The 25,828-nt window shown below is 59.7% G+C and carries 24 protein-coding genes, 2 tRNA genes and 4 pseudogenes; 10 read left to right on the forward strand and 20 right to left on the reverse strand.

Translation table 11 applies throughout. The features are described from left to right. Positions 1-5 precede the first annotated feature (5 nt). The 4 genes from GKR99_11960 to GKR99_11975 all read right to left on the reverse strand — a co-directional run bounded on the left by GKR99_11960 (position 6) and on the right by GKR99_11975 (position 4,681). Positions 6-983 (reverse strand): agmatinase, encoded by a 978-nt coding sequence (locus GKR99_11960; protein NKB28226.1) that lies wholly within the window; start codon positions 981-983, stop codon positions 6-8. 48 nt (positions 984-1,031) lie between these two features. Then, on the reverse strand, positions 1,032-2,621 hold the full coding sequence (locus GKR99_11965) for an ABC transporter permease subunit (protein ID NKB28227.1): 1,590 nt from the start codon (positions 2,619-2,621) through the stop codon (positions 1,032-1,034). Next, a complete protein-coding gene (locus GKR99_11970) occupies positions 2,614-3,651 on the reverse strand; it encodes a betaine/proline/choline family ABC transporter ATP-binding protein (GenBank protein ID NKB28228.1) in 1,038 nt (345 codons plus the stop codon). The genes GKR99_11965 and GKR99_11970 overlap by 8 nt, the downstream gene beginning before the upstream one ends. Before the next feature lie 79 nt (positions 3,652-3,730). Next, positions 3,731-4,681 carry an amino acid-binding protein gene (locus GKR99_11975; protein NKB28229.1) on the reverse strand — a complete coding sequence of 317 codons (951 nt, stop codon included), beginning with the start codon at positions 4,679-4,681 and terminating at the stop codon, positions 3,731-3,733. A 153-nt stretch (positions 4,682-4,834) separates the two neighbouring features. Between GKR99_11975 and GKR99_11980 the strand changes: the two genes are divergently transcribed. Continuing rightward, a complete protein-coding gene (locus tag GKR99_11980; GenBank protein NKB28230.1) occupies positions 4,835-5,620 on the forward strand; it encodes a LysR family transcriptional regulator in 786 nt (261 codons plus the stop codon). 15 nt (positions 5,621-5,635) lie between these two features. On the opposite strand, the gene GKR99_11985 is transcribed toward GKR99_11980, so the two are convergent. Then, complete coding sequence (locus tag GKR99_11985; GenBank protein ID NKB28231.1) at positions 5,636-7,147, reverse strand: trimethylamine methyltransferase; 1,512 nt, start codon at positions 7,145-7,147, stop codon at positions 5,636-5,638. A 185-nt stretch (positions 7,148-7,332) separates the two neighbouring features. Between GKR99_11985 and GKR99_11990 the strand changes: the two are divergent. From GKR99_11990 to GKR99_12010, 5 genes and pseudogenes are all read left to right on the forward strand, one after another. Further along, a pseudogene (locus GKR99_11990) lies at positions 7,333-9,763 on the forward strand (FAD-dependent oxidoreductase). A 234-nt stretch (positions 9,764-9,997) separates the two neighbouring features. After that, positions 9,998-10,579 (forward strand): TetR family transcriptional regulator, encoded by a 582-nt coding sequence (locus GKR99_11995; protein ID NKB28232.1) that lies wholly within the window; start codon positions 9,998-10,000, stop codon positions 10,577-10,579. 5 nt (positions 10,580-10,584) lie between these two features. Beyond that, the gene (locus tag GKR99_12000) at positions 10,585-10,872 is read left to right on the forward strand and encodes a hypothetical protein (GenBank protein NKB28233.1); all 288 of its coding nucleotides are present in this window, start codon (positions 10,585-10,587) and stop codon (positions 10,870-10,872) included. Between the two features lie 3 nt (positions 10,873-10,875). After that, positions 10,876-11,181: a DNA-3-methyladenine glycosylase I gene (locus tag GKR99_12005; protein ID NKB28234.1), complete on the forward strand. Its 306-nt coding sequence runs from the start codon at positions 10,876-10,878 to the stop codon at positions 11,179-11,181. Positions 11,182-11,364: 183 nt separating this feature from the next. Next, positions 11,365-11,709 carry a hypothetical protein gene (locus tag GKR99_12010; protein ID NKB28235.1) on the forward strand — a complete coding sequence of 115 codons (345 nt, stop codon included), beginning with the start codon at positions 11,365-11,367 and terminating at the stop codon, positions 11,707-11,709. Between the two features lie 360 nt (positions 11,710-12,069). Here GKR99_12010 and GKR99_12015 read toward each other — a convergent pair whose 3' ends face one another. Next, entirely contained in the window at positions 12,070-13,203 is a 1,134-nt protein-coding gene (locus tag GKR99_12015; protein NKB28236.1) for a sterol desaturase family protein, read from the reverse strand. Positions 13,204-13,378: 175 nt separating this feature from the next. On the opposite strand from GKR99_12015, the pseudogene GKR99_12020 reads away from it, so the two are divergent. After that, a pseudogene (locus tag GKR99_12020) lies at positions 13,379-14,406 on the forward strand (substrate-binding domain-containing protein). 241 nt (positions 14,407-14,647) lie between these two features. On the opposite strand, the gene GKR99_12025 reads toward GKR99_12020, so the two are convergent. The 12 genes from GKR99_12025 to murA form a co-directional block, all read right to left on the reverse strand. Next, positions 14,648-15,602 (reverse strand): IS630 family transposase gene (locus GKR99_12025; GenBank protein NKB28237.1). Its coding sequence is split into 2 segments (ribosomal slippage): positions 14,648-15,250 and positions 15,252-15,602, totalling 954 coding nucleotides; the frame shifts between segments, so codons are not numbered across the junction. Between the two features lie 129 nt (positions 15,603-15,731). Continuing rightward, the gene (locus tag GKR99_12030) at positions 15,732-15,911 is read right to left on the reverse strand and encodes a hypothetical protein (protein NKB28238.1); all 180 of its coding nucleotides are present in this window, start codon (positions 15,909-15,911) and stop codon (positions 15,732-15,734) included. 196 nt (positions 15,912-16,107) lie between these two features. Continuing rightward, positions 16,108-16,182, reverse strand: a tRNA-Phe gene (locus tag GKR99_12035). 82 nt (positions 16,183-16,264) lie between these two features. After that, entirely contained in the window at positions 16,265-16,459 is a 195-nt protein-coding gene (gene yacG, locus GKR99_12040; GenBank protein NKB28239.1) for a DNA gyrase inhibitor YacG, read from the reverse strand. Continuing rightward, on the reverse strand, positions 16,456-17,499 hold the full coding sequence (locus GKR99_12045) for a ribonuclease G (GenBank protein ID NKB28240.1): 1,044 nt from the start codon (positions 17,497-17,499) through the stop codon (positions 16,456-16,458). The genes yacG and GKR99_12045 overlap by 4 nt, the downstream gene beginning before the upstream one ends. Continuing rightward, positions 17,496-18,068: a septum formation protein Maf gene (gene maf, locus GKR99_12050; protein NKB28241.1), complete on the reverse strand. Its 573-nt coding sequence runs from the start codon at positions 18,066-18,068 to the stop codon at positions 17,496-17,498. Before maf ends, GKR99_12045 begins: the two co-directional genes overlap by 4 nt. A 10-nt stretch (positions 18,069-18,078) precedes the next feature. After that, on the reverse strand, positions 18,079-18,297 hold the full coding sequence (infA, locus tag GKR99_12055; GenBank protein ID NKB28242.1) for a translation initiation factor IF-1: 219 nt from the start codon (positions 18,295-18,297) through the stop codon (positions 18,079-18,081). Positions 18,298-18,585: 288 nt separating this feature from the next. Beyond that, positions 18,586-18,990 (reverse strand): low molecular weight phosphatase family protein, encoded by a 405-nt coding sequence (locus GKR99_12060; protein NKB28243.1) that lies wholly within the window; start codon positions 18,988-18,990, stop codon positions 18,586-18,588. 79 nt (positions 18,991-19,069) lie between these two features. After that, positions 19,070-19,543 carry a UPF0262 family protein gene (locus tag GKR99_12065; GenBank protein ID NKB28244.1) on the reverse strand — a complete coding sequence of 158 codons (474 nt, stop codon included), beginning with the start codon at positions 19,541-19,543 and terminating at the stop codon, positions 19,070-19,072. Then, a complete protein-coding gene (gene hisD / locus GKR99_12070) occupies positions 19,540-20,850 on the reverse strand; it encodes a histidinol dehydrogenase (protein ID NKB28245.1) in 1,311 nt (436 codons plus the stop codon). The genes GKR99_12065 and hisD overlap by 4 nt, the downstream gene beginning before the upstream one ends. Positions 20,851-20,855: 5 nt before the next feature. Continuing rightward, on the reverse strand, positions 20,856-21,317 hold the full coding sequence (locus GKR99_12075; protein NKB28246.1) for a DUF2948 family protein: 462 nt from the start codon (positions 21,315-21,317) through the stop codon (positions 20,856-20,858). Continuing rightward, positions 21,314-22,579, reverse strand: coding sequence for a UDP-N-acetylglucosamine 1-carboxyvinyltransferase (murA, locus tag GKR99_12080; protein ID NKB28247.1), 1,266 nt, complete (start codon positions 22,577-22,579; stop codon positions 21,314-21,316). Before murA ends, GKR99_12075 begins: the two co-directional genes overlap by 4 nt. Positions 22,580-23,039: 460 nt before the next feature. Here murA and GKR99_12085 point away from each other — a divergent pair, with 460 nt between their 5' ends. Then, positions 23,040-23,903, forward strand: a complete 864-nt coding sequence (locus GKR99_12085; GenBank protein ID NKB28248.1) for a hypothetical protein — start codon at positions 23,040-23,042, stop codon at positions 23,901-23,903. 89 nt (positions 23,904-23,992) lie between these two features. Continuing rightward, positions 23,993-24,067 (forward strand) — tRNA-Thr (locus GKR99_12090). Here the strand turns inward: GKR99_12090 and GKR99_12095 are convergent. Further along, a pseudogene (locus GKR99_12095) lies at positions 24,060-24,392 on the reverse strand (resolvase). The gene GKR99_12090 and the pseudogene GKR99_12095 overlap by 8 nt on opposite strands. 192 nt (positions 24,393-24,584) lie before the next feature. Then, positions 24,585-24,782 (reverse strand): annotated as a pseudogene (locus GKR99_12100) (LysR family transcriptional regulator). An 80-nt stretch (positions 24,783-24,862) separates the two neighbouring features. Between GKR99_12100 and GKR99_12105 the strand changes: the two are divergent. After that, a protein-coding gene (locus tag GKR99_12105) for an IS630 family transposase (GenBank protein NKB28249.1) occupies positions 24,863-25,821 on the forward strand; the annotation gives its coding sequence in 2 pieces (ribosomal slippage) (positions 24,863-25,204 and positions 25,207-25,821; 957 coding nt in all). The last annotated feature ends 7 nt before the right edge of the window (positions 25,822-25,828 follow it).

The following is a 25,828-nucleotide window of genomic DNA, read 5'->3' on the forward strand; positions in this document are numbered from 1 at the left end:
TTCGGTCAACCTGCGGTATTCTCGGCGATCATTGAGATCATTTCGAACATCACCGCTGCTGCGGTCAGTGCGGTGATCTGGTTGGGGCTGTCCTTGGTGGGCATCATGCAGACGATATCGCCGCCGACAATGTTCAGGCCCCGGACCGCGTGCAGGATCGACACCGCCTCGTCGATGTCGAAGCCCTTTTCACCGGCTTCGATGTTCGACACCCCAGGCGCAATCGTGGGGTCAAGACAGTCCAGATCGAAGGTGATGTAGACCGGCTTGCCCGAAAGAACCTCGCGCGCCTGAGCGACCACATCCGCAACCCCGCGTTTGCGAAATTCTTTCATGGTAACGACATTATAGCCGTAGTCATAAGACGGTTGCAGCCAATCCAATGTGCGCGCATGCCCGCGCAGGCCGATCTGCATGGAATGGCTTGGGTCCACATGGCCCTGATCCGCCAGATAAGCCCCCCAATGCGCCGCGGATTTCTTGGCCCCGAGGAAATGATCCACCTTGGTGAACACGTCCGTATGCGCATCCAGATGCAGGAAACACACCGGCTCTCCACCCGCGATTTGCCCTCGGCCAAGGGCCTGGACGATCCCGCCGGTTATAGAGTGATCGCCGCCAACAGAAATCGGGCGCGCCCCGGCGGCGTCGATTTCTGTAAAAAAGCGGGTGATCTGGTCGATGCAATGTTCGTTGTCATTGGCGCGCGGGAAGGGGACATCGCCCACATCCACGATTTTGGCCGCTTCCCAGGGGTTCAACTGAAAGCCGCCGTGCATCCGCCGCGACACAGCCGAGACATTGCGCAACGCGCGCGGGCCTAAGTGTTGGTCCCGCTCGGTCGTCCCGTTCCCGGCGGAGTGCGGCACACCGACAAGGGCGATGTCCTTGCCCTCCGGTCCTTCGTTCGGGCACCGGAATAGCGTCGGAATACCCCACCAATAGAGGTTTTCCATCATGGAAGTTTCGTAGGGGTCGCTCATCAAAAACCTCGGCGAAACCCGGTGAAGATCACCGGGTTTCCTTTCACATCAGATTTTCTCGTCTTCGCGGCGAAAGGCGCCCTGAACGATCCGGTCCAACACCATTGCCACGAAGAGGATAGCAAAGCCGCCCAGAAGGCCCGGTCCCTTGGCGGCGTATTGCAGTGCCTCAAGAATCTCCTTGCCAAGACCGCCACCGCCAATCAGCGAGATGATGACAACCATCGACAGACACATCAGGATCGTCTGGTTCACACCGGTCATGATCGAGGGCAGGGCAAGCGGTATTTCCACGTCCTTCAGAAGTTGCCACCGCGACGCACCAAACGCCACCGCCGCTTCCTTGATGCTTTCAGGCACACCACGCATGCCCAGTGCGGTCAGGCGGATCACGGGGGGCATGCCAAAGATGATCGTTGCCAGAATGCCCGGCGGATTGCCGGTGCCAAAAAAGGCGATGATCGGGATCAGATAGACGAAGGCTGGCAAGGTTTGCATCAGGTCCAACACCGGCTCGGCGAAGTTATAGGCGCGGCGCGACTTGCCGAACCAGATGCCAAGCGGAATGCCGAAGACCACGCAAAGGATCACCGCCGCGCCCACAAGGGCGACGGTCTCCATCGCGACCGCCCAATAGCCGAGCATCGCGACATAAGCCAGCGAGGCGATCGTGAAGATCGCCACGCGCGGCCCCGCCGCCCGCCACGCCGTCACGACGATCACAAGCATGACCACGGGCCAGGGTGACCCGTTGAGCGCCAGTGTCAGCGCATCAAGAACCGTCCGTACCCCGCTGACGATCCCATCAAAGACGTCACCACCGGCTGCGGCGGCCCCGTCGATCTTGTCCTCAAGCCACGAGGCGATCGCCGAAAACAGCGTGCCGCCGCCTTCGCCCAGAAACACCTCTGAGACTCTGTCTTCCGGGAACTCGTCCAACAGGGGAAGCGAGGACGCGACCGTGAATTTATAGACGATCAATGGTCCAATCGCTGCGGCCAGAACCGCGCCAAGAACGGCGTTCGGTGTCTTGCGCCCGTTTTCTGTGTTGTCAGGGTCTACGCGCCAGCGGGTATATTGCCGCTCATAGACCTGGTTTGCATAGAAACCCTGGATCAGTTTGAAAACAAGCAACAGTGCAAGACCCATGAACAAGATACTGCCGGCTTCGGCCTGGGCCGCTGCCGCATTTTCAAGACTTGTGTCGGCGGCTTTCTGAATGTTGGCGGCAAGTTTTGTGAAGCGATCTATGTCGGCCTGTTCGGTCGCATCCGCCGCACGCTGAAGCAGCTCATTGGCGCGCGCCAACTGCCGTTCGGCACGTTCGGCGATCTCGGCACCGGGATTGCCCCAGGCGCCCCGGCCGATCTGAACCCAGGCGATGATTTCCAGGATGAGGAACGTCCAGAACATCCCCCAAATCGCGCGCGACGCTGTCCAAAGCGGGCCAAGAACGGCGGCCCGGATGTTGAACGTGCTGGGCATTGCGTTCGTTGTATCGTGAATTTTATGGAAGCTCTGGACATAGTAATCGCCGTTCTCTCCGGCGAATTCCTTGATCGAGGCATCCAGCGCGTCGCGATCAACCTCGATGTCCGAGGCGGCCGTGACTTTCACTTCTGTGGTTGCATCAGTCATCTTTGCCCCCCTGAATTCCGCGCAACAATGTTGGCTTGGTTACAACCCCGATGTCGGCACCACCGTCGGTGATGACCACCGGATGGTCCGTTCCGACCGCGATGTCGATCAGTTGATCCAGGTCGGCGCCATGATCAGCACGTGGCGCACCGTCGAGCGATTTTTGATAGCTCTCAATCGGCTCCATAATGGAATGGGCCTTCACCAGTTTCAGCTTGGAAATGCCCTGGACAAATTCGCGGACATAATCGTCGGCGGGGTTCATGACGATATCTTCCGGCGTTCCGATCTGCACAATCACTCCGTCCTTCATGATGGCGATGCGGTGCCCGATGCGAATAGCCTCATCAAGGTCGTGGGTGATGAATAGCGTTGTCTTTTGAAGCTGCGCGACCAGCGCTTTAAACTGATCCTGCAATTGCAGCCGGATCAACGGGTCAAGCGCCGAGAACGGTTCGTCCATCAACAGGATTTCCGGATCGGATGCCAGCGCGCGCGCGATCCCAACCCGTTGCTGCATACCGCCCGACAGTTCCTTTGGCAGCCGGTCTTCATAGCCCGTAAGATCAACAAGCCCAAGCGCATGGTCCGAGACAGCCCAACGTTTGGATTTTGAGATTTTTCGGATCTCGAGCGGATAGGCGACATTGTCGCGCACGGACCGGTGCGGCATCAGCGCCATGTGCTGAAACACCATTCCGATCTGCTGTGCCCGGATGCGCCGCAGCTCTTTTTCGCTGATTGATGAGACATCCTGCCCAAGGATTTCGATGCGGCCCGCCGTCGGTTCGATCAGCCGGTTGATATGGCGGACCAGGGTTGACTTGCCGGACCCCGACAGCCCCATGATGCAGAAGATCTCTCCCTTCGGTACTTCAAAACTCGCGCCTTGCACCCCGACCACGCATTGATATCTGGCAAGAACTTCGGGCTTCCCGATCCCCTCGCTTTTTACGGCGGACATTGCTTCTTCGGCGCGCACGCCAAAGATTTTCCAAACGTCCGTCAGCTTAACGACAGCTTCCGTCATTCACCGCCCCCCAATCCAAAAAGAAAAGGCCGCCGGCAACCCGGCGACCCTTAAAAGTTTCAAGCCATTCCAGCCACGCTCAATTGCTGAGCCAGCCTAGCACCTTGTCTTCGTTGCTCGCCACCCACGCTTCGGCATAGGCAAGCGGTTCTTGTTCGTCGATGACAAGTGCGAAGGTCATCGCCGATATCTCATCAGCGGTCAGCGCCATGTTGGCCAGCATCGCCGCAACCTCGGGGTGCGTGGTTTCAAGCTCTTTGGCGAAATGCACGTGGAGGTAGGCACTGTCCCAGGCCACGGCTGCGTCCGACTTGGCAAGCCAATCCGGATCGTCCGTCGGCTGAATGACCGTCCATTTTGCCGGGTCATGGGCCGGTTCTTCAAGGATCACGACATCATGCAGCGCGAAAAGATAGTGCGGCGCATAGCAGAAACCGACCCATGGGTCGCCTGCTTCGATGGCATTGGCAAGGCTGGCATAGGCCACAGTCTCGTCAATTTCGGTCAGATCAAGTGTCGCGTCGTATCCGTATGATTTTGCGCGAATCTTCTCGACATTTGTCGAAGCCCAACCTGGCGCACCGATCCAGACCTCACCGCGGCCATCGCCGTTTGAGTCAAACAGATTGGCGATGTCAGGGTTCGTCAGATCATCAATCGAGACGATGCCGTTTGCGTCGGCAGAAGCCTTGTCGACACACATGCCCTGAAAGGCCTCGGCGCCGTTCGTGTTTATGACAACGGTGCCTTTGTCTTTCACGAACGTGTCGTGCAGGTTTTGCTGGTTCGGCAGCCAGACTTCGGGATGAACATGCATCGCGCCCGAATCCATCGCCTCGAATACGATTGGGTTCGAACCGTTCTGAAGTTCGACCTCAAGGCCAAGGTTCTGTTCGATTGCCACCTTCATGATATGTGCGGTCGCATTGACGGACGGCCAGTTCGGAACGCCGATTACAACATCGGCGGCCATTACTGGTCCGGCCATCAACATTGCCGACCCAGCGGCAATAGATGTGATTTTTCCCATTTCTCTCTCCTTGTTGACTTACAAAGGCAATTCCTTGCCCGTTCTTGATTCTATTTTGGACGATGTTTTCGCACCGTTCATCCTTCGAGGCAAAGGCTGCAGCTTCTCGAAGAACATCTGGGCGTCGAGCTGTTCAACCATTCCCGTCGACCGATGGTCCTGACACCGAAGGGGCGGGTGTTCTTGCGCAACATCGACGACGCGCTGCTTTCCATTCGAAAGGCAAAAGCCGAAGCCTCGGCCGGGAATATCTCAGAGGCGAGTTATCTTCGGTTGGGCACGATTGAGGATTTCGACAGCGATATCACGCCCGAGCTGGCAGTTTTCCTGTCGGAAGCCATGCCGTCCTGCGAATTCCTATACTTGACCGATTCCAGTCATACGGTCCTGGAGATGCTCCGCAATCGCCAATTGGATCTGGGCATTACGGCCGCGCCGGAAGGCAGGCTTGGCGATCTTCAGGACCGCCCTTTGCTGCTTGACCCTTTCGTGGTCGTGTTGCCCCGCCTCAGCGAATTGTCACTGTCTGATGTTGTCGGGAACCGAACAAAACTGCCGTTCTTACACTTTTCCAGCAACCTGATGATTGCGCGCCAGATCGAATCCCAATTGCGCCGCATCGGGATCAAATCGACCCGCACTTTCGAATGCAGCAACAATCAGACGCTGATGGCGATGGTTTCGGCGGGCGCGGACTGGACGATCACGACGCCGCTGCTGTTTTCGCGTGCCAAGCGTTTCCAGCCCAAGCTGAAGATGCACCCGTTTCCGGGCAAGAGTTTTGCCCGCACGCTGGCCATTGTTGCAACGCCCGATTGTTCGCGCTCAGTGATCGAACTGGTCGACACCAGAGTTCGCAGCCTGATCCACGAACACGCGATCGTACCCATAGGTCAAAATCATCCCTGGCTTGCGGACAGTTTCAAACTGCTTGCCTGAGTTTGCTCCGCTGGTTCAGATGATATTGAAACGCCTGCGGATTTCCTTGTCCTGTGCATCCGACAGATAGTTGGGTTGATGGTCGCGCAGGATTGCCTGGGCACTCTGCCGGGCGCGGCTCCAGGAATCCTGCGCTCCCTTTTCGGCCCAGGTCCGAGGTTCATCTCGGTCAGCAAGCGATGGATAGAAATAATCCCGCTCCATCGCGGCAAAAGTATGCTCGGACCCCAGAAAATGGCCCGCGCCCAAAACACTGTCGCGAATGGCGTCAAATGCCAGATTGTCTTGGGTCACCTCGATACCGCGTAAGGCGCGATAGGTGTTCGAATGCATTTCGTCATCCAGAATGAACGCCTCAAAGCTGACGCCCAGCAGCGACGCCGTCATGCCCGAGCTTTCGTAGATCAGATTGCCACCGGCAAGCGCGGCAGCCATCGATGTCAGGCCTTTCTCCATCCCGTATTGCGCATCAATCGCCTTGGCATCCGTCATCGAGCACGCAACCCCGGACGGCAGACCCAACCAGTTTGAAAGCTGGGCAGAAGCGGCATTCAACACGGCGGTTTCGCCGCTGCCGCCGGAAAAGGCCCCGGTTCGCAAATCGATCACCAGCGGCCAGTTCGAAAACACCATCGGAAACCCTGGTTGAATGGCGTGGACCATGACCAGACTGGCCAGAGTTTCGGCAAGCGATTGCGCCAAAAATCCCGCCAGTGTTGCAGGCGCGGTTGCTCCAGCCTGTGCAGCCGTGATGCAGGACATCGGGATGTTGTGGCGGATGCACTCGTATACAACCGCGACCGCGTTGTCGCCGAACCGCATAGGAGAGATCACCGGGCTGATATGTGCCTTCATGAAAGGCCGCTTTGAAAACGCCCCCGGTCCGCCTGCTGCGATGTCCAACATCTCGACAATGGGCGTCACATGTTCCGCCAGTGTGAAGGACGTTGCGGTCGGTTTGGTGGTATTCTTCAAAAGCGCATAGGCGGTGTTCACATCCAGATCGAAACTGTCAGCGACATCCGTCGCCACGCAGCAGCGGGTGAACCAGCTGATATTGGCAAGCGTATCTTGCAGCCTGGTAAAGTCATGCAAGTCGGCCAGGGTAGACGGGCGATATGCGCCACTTTCGATATCAAGCGTCTGCACCGCAGCGCCGCCGGTGCCAAAATGAACGGTGTTGCCACCAACCTCGATTGACCGGTTCGGGTCGCGCCCGTGCAACACAAAGGTCTTGGCCGCCTGATCCACCGCGTTTTGAACCAGAACCGGCGGAAACAGAACTCGACCGGACCCATTGTCGATTGCGCCCGCGGCCAGCAGGTCAGTATGCAGGCGGGACGGGACTTCGCCCATGCCCAACTGCTCAAGAAGGTCCAGCGCCGTGTCGTGGATGCGGCGCAAGTCGGACTCGGACAAGGGCTTATAGCTGCCGCCAATCTGGCCAGGGGGGCAGGGATCAACCTCGGGTCTTGCAGCACGTTTCGCAAGCTTTCCCCGTCGGCCTGTTCGCTTTCCGCGCTGCATTGATGTGCTCACCTGCTCGCTGCCTTTGTATTGATCCGGTCAGGAAGGGCTGATCGCAACGGATGCATCGTTATTATCAATTAATCGATTATAGATTTCGATACATTGAGAAATACAAAGAACCGTTTGCGAAAGCTGGCCGGTTTGACCCTTGATGCGCCCAAATCCCTTCCGAGGTGTCGTGAATGAAATCCAGAACCAAAGTCGCTGTGATCGGGGGCGGGATCGCCGGATGTTCGACGTTGTACCATCTTGTTGAAGAGGGTTGGACCGACGTGGTTCTGATCGAACGGGACGAGTTGACCAGTGGTACGACATGGCACTCGGCCGCGCAGGTGACAAATTTTGGAATGAACCAGACGATGGTCGGGCTGAAGACCAATTCCATCAATCTTTACAAGAAGCTGCGCGATGATCCCGAGTATCCCGTCGGCTATCACCATGGCGACGGCGGTATTCGTCTGGCGAACACCGAAGCGCAGATGCAGGGCTATCGCCACTTTGCTTCTATGGCGCGCGGCATGGGGGTGACGTTCGAGGTGATCGACGCCGAAGAATGCGCGCGCCGTCACCCGCTGATTTCGACAGAAAACCTGCTGGGCGGGCTTTGGGACGGCGAGGATGGTGACATTGACCCGGCGCAACTGTGCCAGGCGCTGGCCTTTCATGCGCGAAAGGCTGGTGCCGAGGTATACCGCCATACAGCCGTCACCGGACTGACCCAGCACAAGGATGATACCTGGACGGTCGAGACCGACAAGGGCAACATCGACGCCGATATCGTGGTGAACGCCGGTGGCTACCGGGTGAATGAGGTTGGTGCGATGATGGGCGTGCAGCATCCCGTCGCCTCGATGGAGCATCAGTATTTCGTCACCGAGGATATCCCCGCAATTGCCGAGGCGGGGCACCGGATGCCGCTGCTGCGCTGCCCGATCAGCGATTATTACTCGCGCCAGGAAAAGGACGGCCTGCTGGTCGGTTTCTATGAACAGGGTTGCAAGACCTGGGGGCTGGACGGGATCAGCCCAAGCTTTGCCAACGATCTTTGCCCCGACGATCTGGAACGTGTGATGGATGTGCTGGAAGGCGCGTTTGAACGGATGCCTGTATTGGCCGACGTGGGCATCAAGCGGATCGTCAACGGGCCGATCACCTATACGATTGACGGCGCGCCACTGGTTGGGCCGATCCCGGGCAAGCGGAATGCGTTTTGTATCATAGGTCTGCGCGCTGGCATCGGCGAAGGTGGCGGCCACGGTTGGCTGTTGGCGCAGCAGATCGTTCATGGCGAGGCATGCTATGACAGCTGGGTGATTGATCCGCGCCGCTTCACGGGCCACGCCAATGTGGAATTGACGGCGCTGAAGGCCATCGAGGATTATCAGAACGAATTCCGCTTCCATTTCCCGCACGAACACCGCCCCGCAGCGCGCCCGGCGAAGACCACGCCTCTGACGCCGGTACTGGCTGCCGAGGGGGCCGAGCTCACGGTCGTCAACGGGTGGGAGCGGATGGAATACCTCAAGCCCGCGCCCGACTTTCATCCGACGCACAGCTTCATGTTTGACGAGGCTTTCGATGTCGTCGCGACCGAGGTCCGAAACGTTCAGAACAATGTCGGCCTTTGCGAAGTCAACGGTTTCAACCGGTTCGAGATTACCGGAGCAGACCGTCACAGTTTCCTCGACCGGATGTTCTGCGGTGCTGTCACCAAGCGCGACGGACGGGTCGGGCTATCTTCTGAACCATCAGGGCATGGTCAAGGGCGAAGCGACGGTGGCAAATCTGCCCGCGTCGGATCGCGGGCCTCAGCGGGTCTGGTACGGCTCGGCGGCGGCGGCGGAATACCACGACATGGATTGGCTGAACGCCCACCTGAAGGCCGATGAAGACGTGCAAATCCGCAGCCTGACCAACGACCAGACCATTCTGGTTCTGGCCGGACCCAAGGCCCGCGACGTGCTGTCGGCCTGCGCGCGCGGCGACTGGTCGAAAGAGGCTTTCCCATGGCTTTCGGTGCGCGAATGTATCGTCGGATTCGCACCCGCCACGGTGCTGGGCATCAGTTTCTCGGGCGAATTGGCCTATGAGATCCACGTTCCCAATGCCTCGCTCTATGCTGTCTATCTGGCGCTGCGTGCGGCGGGCCAGGCCCATGGCTTACAGCTGTTCGGCGCGCGCGCGGTGGAGTCGATGCGGATGGAAATGGGGTTCCTGCACTGGAAGGCCGATATCCTGACCGAGTTCGATCCGCTTGAAACTGGATTGGACCGGTTCGTGAAGCCCGAAAAACCCGACTTCATCGGCAAGGCGGCCCTGATGGGTCGGATATCGGAAGGGCTGCGGAAGAAACTGGTGACGCTCAAACTGGAATGCACCCACGCGCCTGCCCACGGCGGCGCTTCGGTGATGCAGGGTGACGCGGTGGTCGGCACCGTCACATCAGGCGACTGGGGCCACCGCACCGGCTTGAACCTGGCCTATGCCTTCGTCGATCCGGCGCTGTCGGATGCCGGTACGGCCCTGCACGTCGATCTCTGCGGTGATCTTGTACCCGTCGAGGTCATTGTCCCGGCACCCTATGATCCAATGCTTCAGAACATGCGGTCTTGAAATAGGCGGCATCTGCGCAAGACGCACATCTGGACCGGTTCTATCGCCGCGTGGCAACGCGGCTGACCAGGTACGTGCGGCTACTACCAGCGGCGCGTGCGCATGAACTACCTGTTCAAACAACCAATGTGCCCGCTGTTTTGCGATGCTTTGACGACTGCCTTCGCCAACTAAATTTGACAGATTAGGACAAGCGTCCTATTTTTGGCTTTGGCAACTGTCCGGAGGCCCCCTGTGTCACAATCAGCGACCCGCGAACGCATCGAAGAAAAGGCCGATGCGTTGTTCTATGAGGCTGGATTCGAGGCGACATCCTTTGCAGATATTGCTGATGCTGTTGGCATCTCTCGCGGCAACTTCTACCACCATTTCAAATCCAAGGACGACATTCTTGACGCCGTGATCAACCGACGTTTGACTGCGACCCGGCGCATGCTTGCGACCTGGGAAGTCGATGCTACGCCCAAAGATCGCATCCTGTCCTTCATCCGCATCCTTATCACCAACCGGACCAGGATAATGGCCTTCGGGTGCCCGGTGGGGACGCTCACGACGGAAATGGCGAAGCTGGATCATGCCGCACAAGACCGCGCCGCAGAGGTTTTCGGGCTATTTCGTGATTGGCTTGCCCAGCAGTTCAGGGCGCTTGGGCGTTGCGACGATGCCGAACCTCTGGCGCTGCATCTTCTGGGGCGCTCGCAAGGCATCGCAGTGATGGCCTCGGCGCTCAAGGATGAAACGTTTTTGAGGTCGGAAGTTGCTGAATTGGAAGCATGGCTCGACCGGCTTTGCAACCAATCGCCAGTGAAGGGATAGGGACCGTGTTCATCGTCTATCTCAGGTTTTCGGCCAACAAGTCCGCTGCCTCCGATCTGATGGCCGCGCATAACGAATGGATCGCGCAGGGTTTCAGCGATGGCATCTTTCAATGCGTGGGTTCGCTGAAACCCGAAGGTGGCGGGGCGATCCTAGCCATCGGAGAAAGCCGCGAGGAGATCATGAGCCGGGTCAACCTGGACCCATTCGTGGAACACGATGTCGTGGTCGCGGAAGTTACCGAAGTTGAGGTTAAGCGAACTGCGCCTGCGCTTGACGTATTGAAATCCTGAGCGATGGAAAAACTCTTCACCGGACCCGATGGTAAGCCCCGCTGCCTGTGGTCTGGCGCCGCGCCAGAATTCCTCGACTATCACGACAAGGAATGGGGCAATCCGGTTGTCGACGATATCCGCCTGTTCGAGAAGCTGTGCCTTGAAAGCTTTCAATCCGGGTTGAGTTGGCGCACGATTCTGGCCAAGCGGGAAAATTTCAGAAACGCGTTCTACGGGTTCGACTATACCAAGATCGCCGAATTCGGTGACGCGGACCGCGCGCGGCCGATTGTGTTGAAAAACTCCGTTTTAGGGCCTGAACGATGATTTTTCTTTCCATGCAGCCCGATCCTAAATTTTTGGCGCGGGGGTCGGCCCAAATCGCCTACATGCGCTCACGCGCAGCCATGCGCTGTCTCGTGGTCAAAGCTTTCCGACTATTTCGCTTCATAGGTTTTCGCAAGAAATCCGCGACGCTCTGATTTCGGAGTTTTTCAACACAATCGGCTGATGGCGGACACCGGGATCGTCCGAAACAAAGCCAAGATCGAGGCCACGATCAACAACGCGCAACGCATGGTGGAATTGGTCGAGGCTGAAGGGTCGCTCGCCAATTTTGTCTGGAGCTTTGAGCCGACACCCGACGCGCTGGCCGAGCCGCAGACGGTCTCCACTTCGAACGCGTCGCTGGCGCTTTCGAAAGAGTTGAAGAAACGCGGTTGGAAATTCCTTGGGCCGACAACGGTATTTGCCTTCATGCAGGCGATGGGCCTGATCAATGACCATGCCAATGGGTGTACCGTCAGAGAAAGCGTCGAGCGGGCGAGGTCAGGGTTCGCGCGACCGGGCCGTTAGCAACTACAAAGCTGGCCTTCGCGCAGCCGCAGCGAATGGCAACCCGCCCGTTTTTGTGGCGCCCGAGCACGCCACAGCCGATAACTGCTTTGGGGAGATTGTGTTGAAAAACTCCGAAATCAGAGCGTCGCGGATTTCTTGCGAAAACCTATGAAGCGAAATAGTCGGAAAGCTTTGACCACGAGACAGCGCATGGCTGCGCGTGAGCGCATGTAGGCGATTTGGGCCGACCCCCGCGCCAAAAATTTAGGATCGGGCTGCATGGAAAGAAAAATCATCGTTCAGGCCCTAAAACGGAGTTTTTCAACACAATCGGGACATCCCGACTTTTGCGCGTGCGTCTGGTTCAGACGTCCCTCATCAACCATGGTCTTCGCCATCAGGATGCGCCTTGGCCAAAAACGCGCTGAACTCACCGTCGGCGATTGGCACGCAATGCTCGGGTTCAGGATAGCCTCCTGCGTCGACATCGGCTTTGAATTCCCTGAACGCGGCAATGCGTTCGTTTTGCAGTCGCGCCAGTTCAGGTGCGAAATTGCGATAAACCTTGCCGTGGCGCGGTTTATGGTTCTTGCCATAGCCGAACCACTTATCGAGTGGCACAAGCCCTTCGGCGCCGTAGTTCACCTCGAAATACTTATGGTGCAGATAATGGGCGTAGGCGTGGCTATCGAGCGCCGCTTCGTCCGTGATCTCCAGCTTGTCGAACCCGATGTGGCCGTTGATCGCGCCAAAGCCCGTGCTGTTCAGCTGGAACATCATCACGACTGGGTTGGAAGGGATCAGCACATGCCAGAATACCTCGGCGAAATAGAGCGCACCCTCAACCGGGTGCATGGACAGCGACGACCACGGGCTGGGATTGATCGAATTGTGGTGGACCGAATGCACCCGTTTATAAAGCCACGGCGTATGAATGAGCCGGTGAATGAAGAAGAAGTGCACCTCGTGAATTGCCGGAACCAGAAGCGTCACCAAGATCAGCCAGGGCCAGTGAGTGTCCCACTCCACCCAGTTGCCCCAACTGTTCGCCCAGGCCCAGAGCACCAGCACCTGACACAGCGTCCACAGTGGGATCGACGACAGATAGGTGCGCAGGAAGTTGTCGAGGTTTTGCCGCTTGAACCAGAACACATCGGATGGATGTTCAGACGGAAACTTCGCGTTGTACTTGAACCGCGTGTCCTGCTTGCGCTTGACGTAATAGAAGAACTCGACCGCGCCGAATAACACGAAGATGCCGATGGCGTTGGCTGCGAACAGCCGCAACGCCCAGCCCCAGCCAAGGGTTTGCATCGTCTCAATGTCGGGGATCAGGAAAACCCAGTAGAGCAGTGCCGTCGCCATATGGAACGCATTCCATGGCCAGAGGTATTCGATCAGGAAGGCGCCCATCTTTGACCAACGCCCTGACCAGAAGGGGGCAATGTCCAGCACCGCGTCGGGCGACCAGTTACCGCGCTTGTCGCGAAAGCCGAACTTCAGATCATCCATCGCCCAGCCTCCCCCCTTTGCTGCCGCGCGCCCTGCCGGGCCGCCCCAATGTCGCGCCAACTGTTGACGGATTGACATAAAACAAATCAAGATGGCATGAAGCGATCACGCATTTTCATGCCAAAACACCTCAGAAAGCGGGCAAAATGAAACGAATTGAAACGACTGAGGCGCAATGAAGCGCCCGACGATCCCCGATTTGGCAGAAGCTGCGGGCGTCTCAGTCTCGACAGTGAACCGGGTTCTGAACAACGCCAGCTCTGTTCGCCAACTCACCCGCGACCGCGTGCAGGCTGTTGCGGAAGAGATTGGGTTCTACGCGCTGGGCACGATCCAGCACTCGGGGCGCAAAACGCGAGAGGTCCATCATCTTGGCATCCTGCTCCAGCAAGGCGGTCGCCCGTTTTACCGCAATCTGGGCGAGTTTCTTGAGCGCGAGGCGCGACGCCGTCACGATGGCACGGTCGATTTGACGCTGGAATACCTTGACGATCTGTCGCCCGAGCAGGTCGCGGCACGATTGGTCGCCCTGGGCGAGCGGTGCGAGTCTGTCGCCGTCGTGGCCGCCCAGCACCCGGTGGTTGCCGATGCAATCGACACGGTCATCGGAAACGGCGTTCCTGTGGCCGGGCTTATCGCGCCGCTATCAGCGCGCGGCAATGTCAGCTTCGTAGGCCTCGACAGTTGGAAGGTTGGGCGCACCGCTGCCTGGGCGTTTGACAGGATGGTGCGTGAGCCCGGGAAGATCGGAGTTCTGCTTGGAAACCCGCGCTACAGGAACCAGGAATTGAACGAGAGTGGATTCCGTTCGTACTTTCGTGAACACAACAGTGACTTCACGCTTCTTGAGCCACAGCCAACATACGAATCCGCCGCTGCCGCACGGGATCTGGTTGAGAACCTGCTGACCGAGCACCCTGATCTCTGCGGTCTTTTCGTTTCCGGCGGCGGGACCAGCGGCGCAATTTCTGCGCTGCGTGACACACCAAAGCGCGATGATTTCGTGGCTGTCGGATACGAGCTTTTCGATGCAACACGTTCCGCCTTGATTGACGGGACGCTGACCATGGTAATTTCACACCCGATGGAATCCTTCGCGCGGCAAACCATTGACGCAATGATACGGGCAAAAAGGCCGGACCAGACGCTGGCGCACAGCGCGTAGCGCTCGACTTTGAAATATATACTTCGGAAAATGTCTGAATGAACGATTGGATCGTGCCTGGACAAAACGCACCTGGCCAGCGTGGCATTTCGACTGCCGAAATTGCCACCTATCCAGTAGAACTTCACTTTTGCGGGGCCGTGTTTCTCAAGCCTTTATCGCAAGCCACATCTGGCTTTTTTTGGTTAGATAAGATGACAGCATCATAAGGCGAGTGTCGCACTTTGTCTCACACTCGACAGATCAGCCGCGAACCCATTGATTTAGAGCATGGTCCATTTAATCTGCAACATATCCGGCAGCCTTGAAGAGGTTTCTGCATTCTTCTGGTGGAAAGAGGTCGCAGGTTTGTGCGACGGATTGGAACAGCGCGTCGAAGGTACGTGCTTTCAGCCGTCGCAGATGTGCTTTGAGCTTGGCGTATGCCATTTCGATAGGGTTCAGGTCGGGGCTGTAGGGCGGCAGGAAGAGGAGCCAGCTTCCCTGCGCTTTCAGGATGGCCTGTGCCTTTGCGGATTTGTGGGACGACAGGTTGTCAGCGATCACGACGTCACCTGGCTGCAAGGTCGGAACCAATTGGGTTTCAATGTATATGTCGAAGGCGGCGCGGTTCATGGGGCCGTCCAGAACCCAGGGTGCGCTGAGTTCATCCATCCGCAGCCCGGCGATGAAGGTTTGCGTGCGCCAGTGGCCGAAGGGCGCGTCCGCCTCAAGCCGAGTCCCCCGGAGGGATCGGCCCCGCAGGCGTGTCATCTTGGTGGTGACGGCGGTTTCGTCGATAAACACCAGCCTATGCGGCTCACGGCGCATCCTCGGCATCCGACGCCGCCACTCGTATCGCGCGGCGCGAACCCGTTTGCGCAGCCTTTCCGTTGCGATCAGCTATTTTTTTATATGTGAACCCAAGGCGATGAAGCAAGTGACGCGAGAGCATCGCCGGTGTGGCGATTAGGTCATGCTCCTGCTTCAACGCTTCGGCCAGCTCCGGCATGGTGATGTCCGGTTCAGCTTGCACGCGTAATTTCAACCACTCGGACGCCGCGTCCAACTTGCTGCGTCGAGGCCGTCCTTGAGGCGCAGCTTTCACGCCGCCGGTTCGCCTTTTGCGCTGCATGATCCGCACCGCGCTCGCGACCGATATCCGCAAACGCCGGGCCGCCTCATGGCAGGAAAGTCCTTCATCTACCAGCGCGACGACGCGCTCTCGAATGTCCAAAGACAGTGATTTCCCCATGATCCACCTCCACATTCGGTGAATCACAAAATCAGACCTCTGGGAATCCCATCGATTCAGATTTCAAGGACGGCGCTCTAGCGATGTCAGGCTGGAAATCCGTCAAATCCGAAGGACGTCAAATCCACTTCATCTCAGCGGTTCAGGCCGCTTCAAAAGTGAACCACACTTCCCTGCGCGTCCCAAACCACTGATATTTCGCGGATTTGGCGCCAGCGGTGTCGGATTAATGGGTCCTGACCCTAGCCCACTGGTCAGCGCAATACGCACCGAATCTTGGCGGAATTCCTCCGTCCGTTTCAGTCCCATAGCCAGTCTCCTTTGTTGCAGTAAATGCTATCAAAGGAGCGGCATCAAACCGCGACAGGTCCACAGTGGTTCGTAGTTTTTCCTGGCGCACGGACTACCAACCAGCCAAACGCTACCCAAATGATACCCACAGCAAAACGCGCAGCACGACGAGCCACCTGAAAGCACGTAAGTCTTTGTTTTTATTTAATAGAAGTGGTGCCCGGGGGCGGAATCGAACCACCGACACGAGGATTTTCAATCCACTGCTCTACCCCTGAGCTACCCGGGCACGGGTGAACGGGCGGGCCGTTCGGGTCGCGGTGTTCTAGTCGCGCGTCCGGGCGGTGTCCAGTGGCCAGACGGGCATTTTTTCAATGGGTTTTTGGCGGGCTATGGGCGGGCATTCCGGCCGCCTGCCGCTGTGCTTCGTCGAGGTCGTCCGGGTCGTCCGATGGGACTGCATAACCGCCTGTCAGCCAGCGCCCAAGATCCACATCAGCGCAGCGGCGCGAGCAGAACGGGCGGTAGGTGTCGTGGTGGGCCTTGTCGCAGATCGGGCAACTCATCGCAGGGCTTTCAGCAGGTCGGTTACGGGTTGGCGTTCGCGTTTGCGCTGCAGCTCATAATGGCCCAGTGGGGTCCATCCGGCCAGGGCCGTTTCCACCGGATCGGCGCGCAGTGCGGCGCGCAGGCTTTGTTCGAAAACGGCGCGATCGCGTTTCGGCATCGGCGCAAGATCCAGCGTGATCTGCCCCCCCAGGCCCCGGCAACGCAGCGCGCGGGGCAGGGCGCGGGCCAGCGCGATGTTGGCTTTCAGACCCGCGGCGAGCGAGCTGTCGCTGCCGGTATTCACATCCACCGCGACCAGCGCGCGGGTCGGCTCCACAAACGCTGACGCGCCACCGGGCAGGGGCAGTCGCGGACTGCGCAAACCTTCGATCGCATCCAGAACACCATGATCTTCCAACGCATCCGGGCCATCGGCAAGCACATCGGGTGCCGCCCAGTCGCGCCAGGCCAACCTGTGTGCATCGGGCGCATCGACCAGCAATTCGGGCGCATCGCCACTGGCATCGCCCATCACAGCCGTTGCCAGATCGCGCATCGCGGCGATGTCGTCCAGAACCTCTTCCGAAACGGCACCTTCGCTATTCGAGCGTACGATCAACCCGAAGTCGGACCCTTCCATCGCCTCGGCCGCCAGAATGCGCAGCGCACCGCGCGCTTCCTCGTCCCGGATCGCCCGAGAGATATTCAGCCCCGGCGCGTCGGGCGTGACAATCGCAAAGCGGCTTTTGAACAGCACCCGTGTGGTGACCGGCACGGCCTTGCCATCCTCGGCCTGGCCGCTGACCTGCACCAACAGCGCCTGACCCGGCGCGATGCCCTTGCTGCCGCGCAGCCAGCCGCGCCCGTCCGGCAGGCGCAAGGTCAGCCCGCCTTGGCCCTTTATCGGGCGTTCGGCGATGCCGCGATAAATCGCGCCAATACCGTGCGGCGCGTCGTCGCCCGGATCAAACAGCAGATCGTCCAGCTGGCCGTCGATCATCCGCGCAGCCAGATTGCGCCCGCCGACCTGGCCAAGTGCAACGACGCTGCCCTTCATCGGATCACCCCGGCGGTGCGCAGCATGATCGCAGCCTCATGCACCGGCAATCCGACGACGCCGGTGAAGCTGCCTTGCAGCCAGGGAACAAAGGCACCCGCTGGCCCCTGAATGCCATAGCCGCCGGCCTTGCCCTGCCAGTCGCCGCTGTTCAGGTAGCCTTCGATCTCGGAGGGTTCCAGCCGCTTGAACCTGAGCGTTGTGACGCTGTCTTTCAACGCCAGGTGGTCGGCGGTGCGCAGGGCAACGGCGGTGATGACCTTGTGGCGGCGCCCCGACAACAGGCGCAGGAACGCCTCGGCCTCGGCCCGATCCGTCGGCTTGCCCAGAATGCGGCGTCCGACGGCGACTGTCGTGCCGGCGGCCAGGATCGCCTCATCCGCCGCGCAATCGCCGATCAGCGCCTTTTCGCGCGCCATCCGCAGGCAATAGTGGCGGGGCAGTTCGGCCTTGTCGGGGGTTTCGTCAATATCCGCCGGGCGTACCGCGTCCGGCGTCACACCGATCTGCGCCAACAGTTCCAGCCGCCGCGGACTGGCCGAGGCGAGCGTTAGTCGGCGCAAAACCACTGGTTACGCGCTATTTGAAGCGATAGTTGATCCGACCCTTGGTCAGATCATAGGGCGTCATTTCCACTTGCACCTTGTCGCCAGCCAGAACGCGGATGCGGTTCTTGCGCATCTTGCCTGCCGTGTGCGCGATGATCTCATGGCCGTTTTCCAGCTCGACCCGGAATGTCGCGTTCGGCAGGAGTTCCTTCACGACGCCGGGAAATTCGAGCAGTTCTTCCTTGGCCATGTTCTCTCCATCATTATCCGCCCTGTGTGGGCTGGCCCTAAATGGAGGCGTTCCGGGTGATTTACAAGGGGTTATCGTTGCTGGTGCGGTTGCAGTCCGTTGGATCGAAATTCCGCCGGTTCCGGGCCTGTGGCGATGACTGGGGGGCGGCCCCCAGTCCCGCCCCGAAGAATATTTGGACTGATAATTCAAGGGTTTTGGTTATCTGATGTGCCGAGGTGTCGGTTGTCGCGGAGTCCCCCGGCAAAATTCAGGGCGACGGGGGATAAACGGGGGGTTAACGGCGGATTAACCTGCATCGTCTGTCGTTGGTGCGCCAAAGCGCGCCAGAATCCGGTCGCGGATCTGGTCACGGGCCTGACGGTAGCTGACGAGTTGTTGGTCGCGGCCCTCGCCCAGGCCGGTCGGGTCCAGAATCGGCCAGTATTCAACGTCGAGGTGGTAATACCGCGTCAGATCAAGCGCGCGGCGCTGGCTGGCCGGCAACAGGGCGACGATCAGTTCGAATCCGCCCAGATCATCGCCCCATTCCTGCATTTCATCGAAGCTACGGGACCGGTGGCGATGAAGCTCGATCCCCAGTTCGGCGCAGACGGCGACGGAAAATCCGTCTATTTCCATGTCGTTATAGACACCGGCGGATTGAACATAGGTTGTTTGCCCATAGAAATGCTTCATCATTCCTTCGGCCATTGGGGATCGGACTGCATTGTGGTCGCAGCAGAACAGAACCGACTGGGGCAGGGAAGTTGGCCCCGGTTTTGCAGGGCCCTCAGCCACCAAAATGCAGCACGCAGACCAGGGTGAACAGGCGGCGCGCCGTGTCGATGTCAACCTCGGCCTTGCCGTCCAGCCGCTCCATCAGCACCCGCGCGCCTTCGTTGTGGATGCCGCGCCGGGCCATGTCGATGGTTTCGATCTGGCTGGGCGGCATGGTCTTCACCGCTTCGAAATAGCTTTCGCAGATCTGGAAATAATCTTTCACGACCTGCCGGAACGGACCCAGCGACAGGTGGAATTCCGCCGCAGGTGTTTCATTTTCCTGTTTCAGATCAAAGACCAGGCGGCGATCCTTGATTGAAAGGATCAGGTGATAAGGTCCATCCGGTGCATCGTCACGCGGCAGGGCAAAGCTGTTGTCTTCCAACAGATCGAAGACGGCGACCTTGCGTTCCTGTTCAATCTCGGGCGTAGGCGGGGCCAGCGCGGAATCGTCGATCTCGATATGGGACAGGCGTGCCGTCATTCCGGGGGCCTGTTCAGCCGTTCCAGCCGCGCGCCGACGCTGAGGCCGTGTGCCTCCAGGCTTTCCGAGCGGGCCAGCCGTTCGGCCGCGGGTCCGATGACGCGCATCGCTTCGGGGGTCAGTTCGGTCATTGTGGTGCGCTTCATGAAGTCTAGAACCCCAAGCCCGGATGAGAACCGCGCCGAACGGGCCGTGGGCAATACGTGGTTCGGACCGGCGATATAGTCGCCAATCGCCTCGGGCGTCCATTTGCCCAGGAAGATCGCACCCGCGTGCCGGATGTTGGCGGCCAGCGCGCGCGGTTCTTCGACGCACAGTTGCAGGTGTTCCGGCGCGATCCGGTCGCTGAGCGCGGCAGCCTCGCCCCAGTCACGCACCGTGATGATCGCGCCGTTGTCAGCCCAACTGGCCGCGGCGATGTCGCGGCGTTCCAGCGTGGTCAGAAGGTGCTCAACAGCCCCACCAGCTTCGCCCGATAACCGTTTGTTATTCGTTATCAAAATGGATTGAGCGCTTGCATCATGTTCGGCCTGGCTGAGCAAATCCAGCGCGATCCAGTCCGGGTTGTTGTGCTTGTCGGCGATCACCAAAATCTCGGACGGGCCAGCGATCATGTCGATGCCAACGCGCCCAAAGACGCGGCGTTTGGCGGCGGCGACATAAGCGTTGCCGGGGCCGGTGATCGTATCGACGGGGCGGATCGTTTCAGTGCCATAGGCCAGCGCGGCAATCGCCTGCGCGCCGCCGATGCGATAGATCGTGTCGACCCCGGCCAGCCGCGCCGCCAGCAGGACCAGCGGGTTCACCTGACCATTGGGTGTTGGCACCGCGATAACCAGCCGCCTGACCCCGGCGACCTGGGCCGGAATCGCGTTCATCAATACCGACGAGGGGTAGGTGGCCAGCCCGCCCGGCACATACAGGCCCGCCGCATCCACAGCCGTCCAGCGCCAGCCAAGGCGCGCGCCAGCCTCGTCCTTCCAGCTTGCGTCTTCCGGCAACTGGCGTTCGTGATAGGCGCGAATGCGCGCGGCGGCCAGGTTCAGTGCGGCGCGATCTTCGTCCGAGACCTGCGCGCATGCGGCCTCAACCTCACTTTCAGAAAATGCCACGTTATCAGATGTTAGCGAGATATTGTCGAAGCGTTCCGTTAACTCAAACACAGCTGCATCGCCGCGGTCGCGCACGTCAGCGATGATCGCGGCGACCGCGTCATCCACATCGACCGCGTCTTCGCGTTTGGCGGCCAGCAGGGCGCGGAATTCACCCTCGAAATCCGCATCTTCAGTGCTTAGTCGGCGAACCATCGGCGTTAATCCGGGTGCGACGGGCGCGCGCCCGTGTTGGCGGCATAGGCGCGGGTGACGTCCGACAGGGTGACCTCCAACGCTTCGACGTCCAGCGCGACCGCACCGTCACCCGCCAGCGTCAGGACCAGTTGCCCGGTGCCATCCGCGCCCGGTTCGAACTCCAGCGCCAGCAGCGACAGGACCGTATCGGTGTCGCGCATATCCGGGCCCTGGGTGCGGGCGTTCTGCACATCCTCGACACTCAGCACGGATTGCACGCGCTCGGCGGGGCGGTCGGTTTTTTCCTCCCAGCGGAACCGGTTGATCAACATCGCGAAACGCCGCTTTGTCTTGTCGAACCGCATTTCGGAGGCTGGAAAAACCGCATCCTGAACCAGTGCCGAGATCACTTGCAGATCATCGGCGTCAAACGCCCTCAGCCGCAGCGGTGGCGGGCCCGCGTCTTCGAAACGCGCATCGCTCATGCAGCGATCCGTTCGATCTGTGCACCGCAGGCAGAGAGTTTCTTTTCAACATGTTCGTATCCGCGATCCAGATGATAGACCCGGCTGACCACGGTTTCCCCTTCGGCTGCCAGTCCGGCAAGGATCAGCGAGACCGAGGCACGCAGGTCCGTCGCCATCACCGGCGCACCTTTCAGGCGCTTGACCCCGGTTACCGTCGCGGTGCCGCCGTGGACGTCGATATCGGCCCCCATGCGCATCAGTTCGGGCGCGTGCATAAAGCGGTTTTCAAAGATGTTTTCTTCCAGAACCGAGGTTCCGTCGGCAGTACACATCAGGGCCATCATCTGTGCCTGAAGGTCGGTGGGGAAGCCCGGAAAGGGTTCGGTCGCGACGTCCACGGCCCGCACCCGGCCATTCCTGCGCGCCACTTTCAGCCCGCGTTTGGTTTCCGTGACCTCGATCCCCGCGTCGTTCAGCTTTTCGGCGAAGGCCCCGACCAGGTCCAGCGACCCGCCCAGGCATTCCACTTCTCCGCCGGTGATCGCGGGGGCCAGCATATAGGTGCCAAGTTCGATCCGGTCGGTGACCACGCGGTGGGTCGCACCGCCCAGGCGGTCGACGCCCTGGATCGTGATTGTGGATGTTCCCTCGCCTTCGATCTGCGCACCCATCGCGCGCAGGCATCGGGCCAGATCGACAATCTCGGGCTCGCGCGCGGCATTGTCCAATACGGTCGTCCCCTTGGCCAGCGTTGCCGCCATCAGGGCGTTTTCCGTGGCCCCGACCGACGCGAAGGCAAAGCGGAACTGCGCACCGCGCAGCCCCTGCGGGGCCGTCGCATGGACATAGCCATCGCGCAGGTCCAGCTTGGCGCCCATCGCCTCCAACGCTTTCAGATGCAGGTCAACCGGGCGCGCGCCGATCGCGCATCCGCCGGGAAGCGAGACCTCAGCCTCGCCAAATCGGGCCAACAACGGGCCAAGCACCAGGATCGAGGCGCGCATCTTGCGCACAATCTCGTAATCCGCGTGTTGGCTGGTCAGGGCGTGGCTGGACAGGGCCAGAACCTTGCCGTCCTGCATGGCCGTCGCCTCGGCCCCCAGGGATCGCAGAAGATCGCTCATCGTGGCGATGTCGGACAGGCGGGGCGCGTTCGTCAGGGTCAGCGGTTCTTCGCTGAGCAGGGTCGCAGGCATCAGCGTCAGACAGGCGTTCTTGGCCCCTGCAATCGGGATTTCACCGTTCAGCGGTTGCCCGCCACGCACCAGAATCGAATCCATGTCAGCTGCCCTCGGTCTTGTCGCGCGCCCTTGCCTGGGCTTTGCGTCGTTTCAGATTCTCGCGCAGCGCCGCCTTCAGCTTGGCGGACCGGTCTTTCGCCGGTTTCTTCGGTTTGGCGCGGGGTTGGTCATTCATCGCGGGCTTGTTACCGCAGGTGGGGCGGCGGGTCCAGATTGGTTGATGGGGGGCAATGGCGCGCAAGCTGGGCGGGCGCGTGTCTGCGGGGAGGCGCAGCAACGTGGATGCGGGCACTTTATGGTGCCGCGTTAACTCTGACCCCGGTGGTGATCGCAACGTCGCAGAAGCGCCTGCCCGGGGGGGCAGACAGGCGCTCACCCGGCGCCCTTCGGGCTTGATTCCGGGCGCATATAGTCGCCCCGCCAAGCGCCTGCCGACAACGTGTTTTGGCCTGCGCCGCGATTACGCTATCCTCGCGCGACACTGCTTCGGAGTTCATCCATGTTGCGCATCGCCCTGTTCTGCCTTCTTGCCCTGCCTGCCGCCGCGCAGGAAGCGCCGCCCTTCGCCGCATTCGATCTGGCAAGTGAGGCGGTTCTGAACGACCCGCACGACCTGGCCTTCGGCCCGGACGGGCGGCTTTACGTGGCCGATAAATTCGCCAGCCGGGTCGCCGTGTTCGATCCCGAAACGCTGGAACTGGTCGAGGTTCTGGGCGAGGGTGCCTTTCCCGGCATCCACGACATTGCTTTCGGTCCTGACGGCCGGGTCGCCATCGCCGTCACCGGGACAAGCGTTGTCGCCGTGTTCGACGATGTGACCGGCCTGAACGGCCCGCCTGACGCGCTGTATCCCGCGCCGCGCACCGAAGGGGCGGCGATCCACCCCGATGGGCGCATTCTGGCCATGGCCGGCGGGGTCGGCGCATTGGCGGCCTTTGCTGCGGGAGAGGAACCATCGGTCGCCCAGGGCGGCCATTTCGGGGCGCATGACGTGGCCGTCGATCTGAACGGCGATATCTGGGTAGCCGACAATGCGGCGCGCCGTCTGGTACGGTATTCGCCGACACTGGAACGGCTGCAGGATCTGGATGCGGCGAAATATGGCTTCGTCGGGCCGCGCTATCTGGATGTGACGGATTTCGGGTATTTGGTCGTTGCCGATCAGGATGCGCACCGCGTGCTGCTGATCGACCCCGCCGGCCCCGAGGGTGGCACTCTGCTGGGGGTTATCGGCGACGGATCACCGGGAATCGGCGCGAATAAATTCGACGACCCTGAGGGCGTCGTGGTCCGTGGCAGCCGGTTCTGGATATCCGACAGCGACAACAATCGCATTGTGCGCTACTCGGTCGTGATCAACTGAGAAATTCGCCCGCCTTGCCCCTTGCGCGGGCGCGCGTATCCGTCTAATCACGCCGCGCCCGGGCAAGCCATTTAGCCGCCCGGTCGGATGCTGTGGTAGCTCAGTGGTAGAGCACACCCTTGGTAAGGGTGAGGTCGAGAGTTCAATCCTCTCTCACAGCACCATCCCGCTTTTTGATTCCGAAATTCCCCCTAAATATTTGAAAGGGAATGATAATTCGGGAGTTCCATACACACCATTTAAGCCGTACCTTAATGGCTCTGCAAATGCCAATCTGAGCACAGTTTGGCGCATGGCGTAATCACCATTTTTATAAATATTCCAAGGACTTGATAGGAAACGCAGTGAGAGTTCCATACATTCCTCCAGCCGTCCCTTGTCGGGCACGGCGGTATCAATCTTTTCTTGAAGAAGGATCTTATCGCGTTCGAGCTTGTCGATGCGCGCTTCATAGGCGCTGACGACAGACGCGTTGCTTGCTTCGACAATGTCTGTCGTCAGGGTTTTTCGGACTTCGCGGGCCGTTTCGTAACGGAGGCTCTGGTTCGGTTTCTGTTTGAGTTTAGGCGGCGGCAGTTTGGTGCTGCAACCGACGTTTTCGGATTGTCTTCTTCTTGATCTCCTCTCTCATCTTTAGGATCTTCGCGCCTCGGCCGTGATAGACGTCGGCGGGTGTCAGGTATGGGCATCCAGAATGCCAATGGCAGCGCCCTGTTTCACAAGCTCCCACATCACCAGATAGCTTTCGGTCAACAGCGGAAAATTGGCTTCGGTCAAGCCCAGCCCAAGGCTATTGAGCGGTTTGATCATGCCGCCGGAGTGGTCGATGCTGACGAAATCAGCGTGTCGCAGGTCATAGGGTGTTTTGGGGTGCCCTAAAGCGTTTCGGCTTGAACCTGAATCGCGAGGGATTCCCTTGAGACCTGATCTGTGATTCATCCTGTTTGGGAGGATGGATCATGTCAGCACCTTTGCCATCTGCGCTTCGGATACGGTTTCAGAGATACATTGAAGAAGGGTTGAGCGGGCGCGCGGCGGCGTTGCGGTTGAAGCTGTCGCCTGCCACAGGCGCGCGGTGGGCGCGTCAGGTGAGGATGAAGGGTCATGCGGAACCTGCCCGGCAGGGACCGCCGCGCGGCAAGGGAAAGCTGGCTCCGCATCGGGAATTCTTTGAGGAGTTGATCGCACAAGACCCTGACATCACGCTCTTTGAGTTGCGTAATGCGCTGGCCGATGCAGAGGGTGTGCGGGTGCATCACTCCTCCATCGCCAACCTTCTGTCCCGGCTCGGCTTCACGTACAAAAAAAGTCGCTGGTCGCAACCGAGCGCCGCCGCGCCAAGGTAAGGCAGCAACGGGCCGACTGGTTCAGATACCGCTCGCCAGCCATTGCGACCTTTCCTGAGCGCGTTGTCTTTATTGACGAAACCGCAGTGAAGACAAACCTCACGCGCCTACGCGGCAGAGCCAAGCGCGGTAAGCGCCTGACGATGGATGCGCCCTTCGGAAGCTGGGGAACCCAAACCTTGATCGCGGGCCTGACCCAAGGCGCGCTGATCGCACCTTGGGTCATCAAGGGAGCGATAGATGGCCCCGCCTTCGCGGCCTACATCCGCGAAGTGCTGGTCCCCGAGATCAACCCCGGCACTGTCGTCATTCTCGACAACCTGGCAACCCACCGGAATAAGGAGGCGACGCAGGCTTTACGCAATCACGGCTGCTGGTTCCTTTACCTGCCACCGTACTCGCCCGACCTGAATCCCATCGAGCAGGCCTTCTCTAAACTGAAAGCCCATTTGCGACGGATCGGGGTCAGGTCCTTTACCCAGGTCTTCGAAGCAATCGGAGCAATCTGCGATCTCTACGACCCAGTAGAATGCTGGAACTACTTTAAGGCCGCCGGATATGTCTCAGGTTAATGTCGAA

The sequence above is a fragment of the Paracoccaceae bacterium genome, assembly GCA_012103375.1.
Lineage (GTDB): Bacteria > Pseudomonadota > Alphaproteobacteria > Rhodobacterales > Rhodobacteraceae > WLWX01.

Coding starts and splice junctions, on each gene's coding strand:
- GKR99_11960 (NKB28226.1), bottom strand. CDS start 983: ATGAGCGACCCCTACGAAACTTCCATGATGGAAAACCTCTATTGGTGG.
- GKR99_11965 (NKB28227.1), bottom strand. CDS start 2,621: ATGACTGATGCAACCACAGAAGTGAAAGTCACGGCCGCCTCGGACATC.
- GKR99_11970 (NKB28228.1), bottom strand. CDS start 3,651: ATGACGGAAGCTGTCGTTAAGCTGACGGACGTTTGGAAAATCTTTGGC.
- GKR99_11975 (NKB28229.1), bottom strand. CDS start 4,681: ATGGGAAAAATCACATCTATTGCCGCTGGGTCGGCAATGTTGATGGCC.
- GKR99_11980 (NKB28230.1), top strand. CDS start 4,835: ATGGTCCTGACACCGAAGGGGCGGGTGTTCTTGCGCAACATCGACGAC.
- GKR99_11985 (NKB28231.1), bottom strand. CDS start 7,147: ATGCAGCGCGGAAAGCGAACAGGCCGACGGGGAAAGCTTGCGAAACGT.
- GKR99_12005 (NKB28234.1), top strand. CDS start 10,876: ATGGAAAAACTCTTCACCGGACCCGATGGTAAGCCCCGCTGCCTGTGG.
- GKR99_12010 (NKB28235.1), top strand. CDS start 11,365: ATGGCGGACACCGGGATCGTCCGAAACAAAGCCAAGATCGAGGCCACG.
- GKR99_12015 (NKB28236.1), bottom strand. CDS start 13,203: ATGGATGATCTGAAGTTCGGCTTTCGCGACAAGCGCGGTAACTGGTCG.
- GKR99_12030 (NKB28238.1), bottom strand. CDS start 15,911: ATGGGACTGAAACGGACGGAGGAATTCCGCCAAGATTCGGTGCGTATT.
- yacG (NKB28239.1), bottom strand. CDS start 16,459: ATGAGTTGCCCGATCTGCGACAAGGCCCACCACGACACCTACCGCCCG.
- GKR99_12045 (NKB28240.1), bottom strand. CDS start 17,499: ATGAAGGGCAGCGTCGTTGCACTTGGCCAGGTCGGCGGGCGCAATCTG.
- infA (NKB28242.1), bottom strand. CDS start 18,297: ATGGCCAAGGAAGAACTGCTCGAATTTCCCGGCGTCGTGAAGGAACTC.
- GKR99_12060 (NKB28243.1), bottom strand. CDS start 18,990: ATGGCCGAAGGAATGATGAAGCATTTCTATGGGCAAACAACCTATGTT.
- GKR99_12065 (NKB28244.1), bottom strand. CDS start 19,543: ATGACGGCACGCCTGTCCCATATCGAGATCGACGATTCCGCGCTGGCC.
- hisD (NKB28245.1), bottom strand. CDS start 20,850: ATGGTTCGCCGACTAAGCACTGAAGATGCGGATTTCGAGGGTGAATTC.
- GKR99_12075 (NKB28246.1), bottom strand. CDS start 21,317: ATGAGCGATGCGCGTTTCGAAGACGCGGGCCCGCCACCGCTGCGGCTG.
- murA (NKB28247.1), bottom strand. CDS start 22,579: ATGGATTCGATTCTGGTGCGTGGCGGGCAACCGCTGAACGGTGAAATC.
- GKR99_12085 (NKB28248.1), top strand. CDS start 23,040: ATGTTGCGCATCGCCCTGTTCTGCCTTCTTGCCCTGCCTGCCGCCGCG.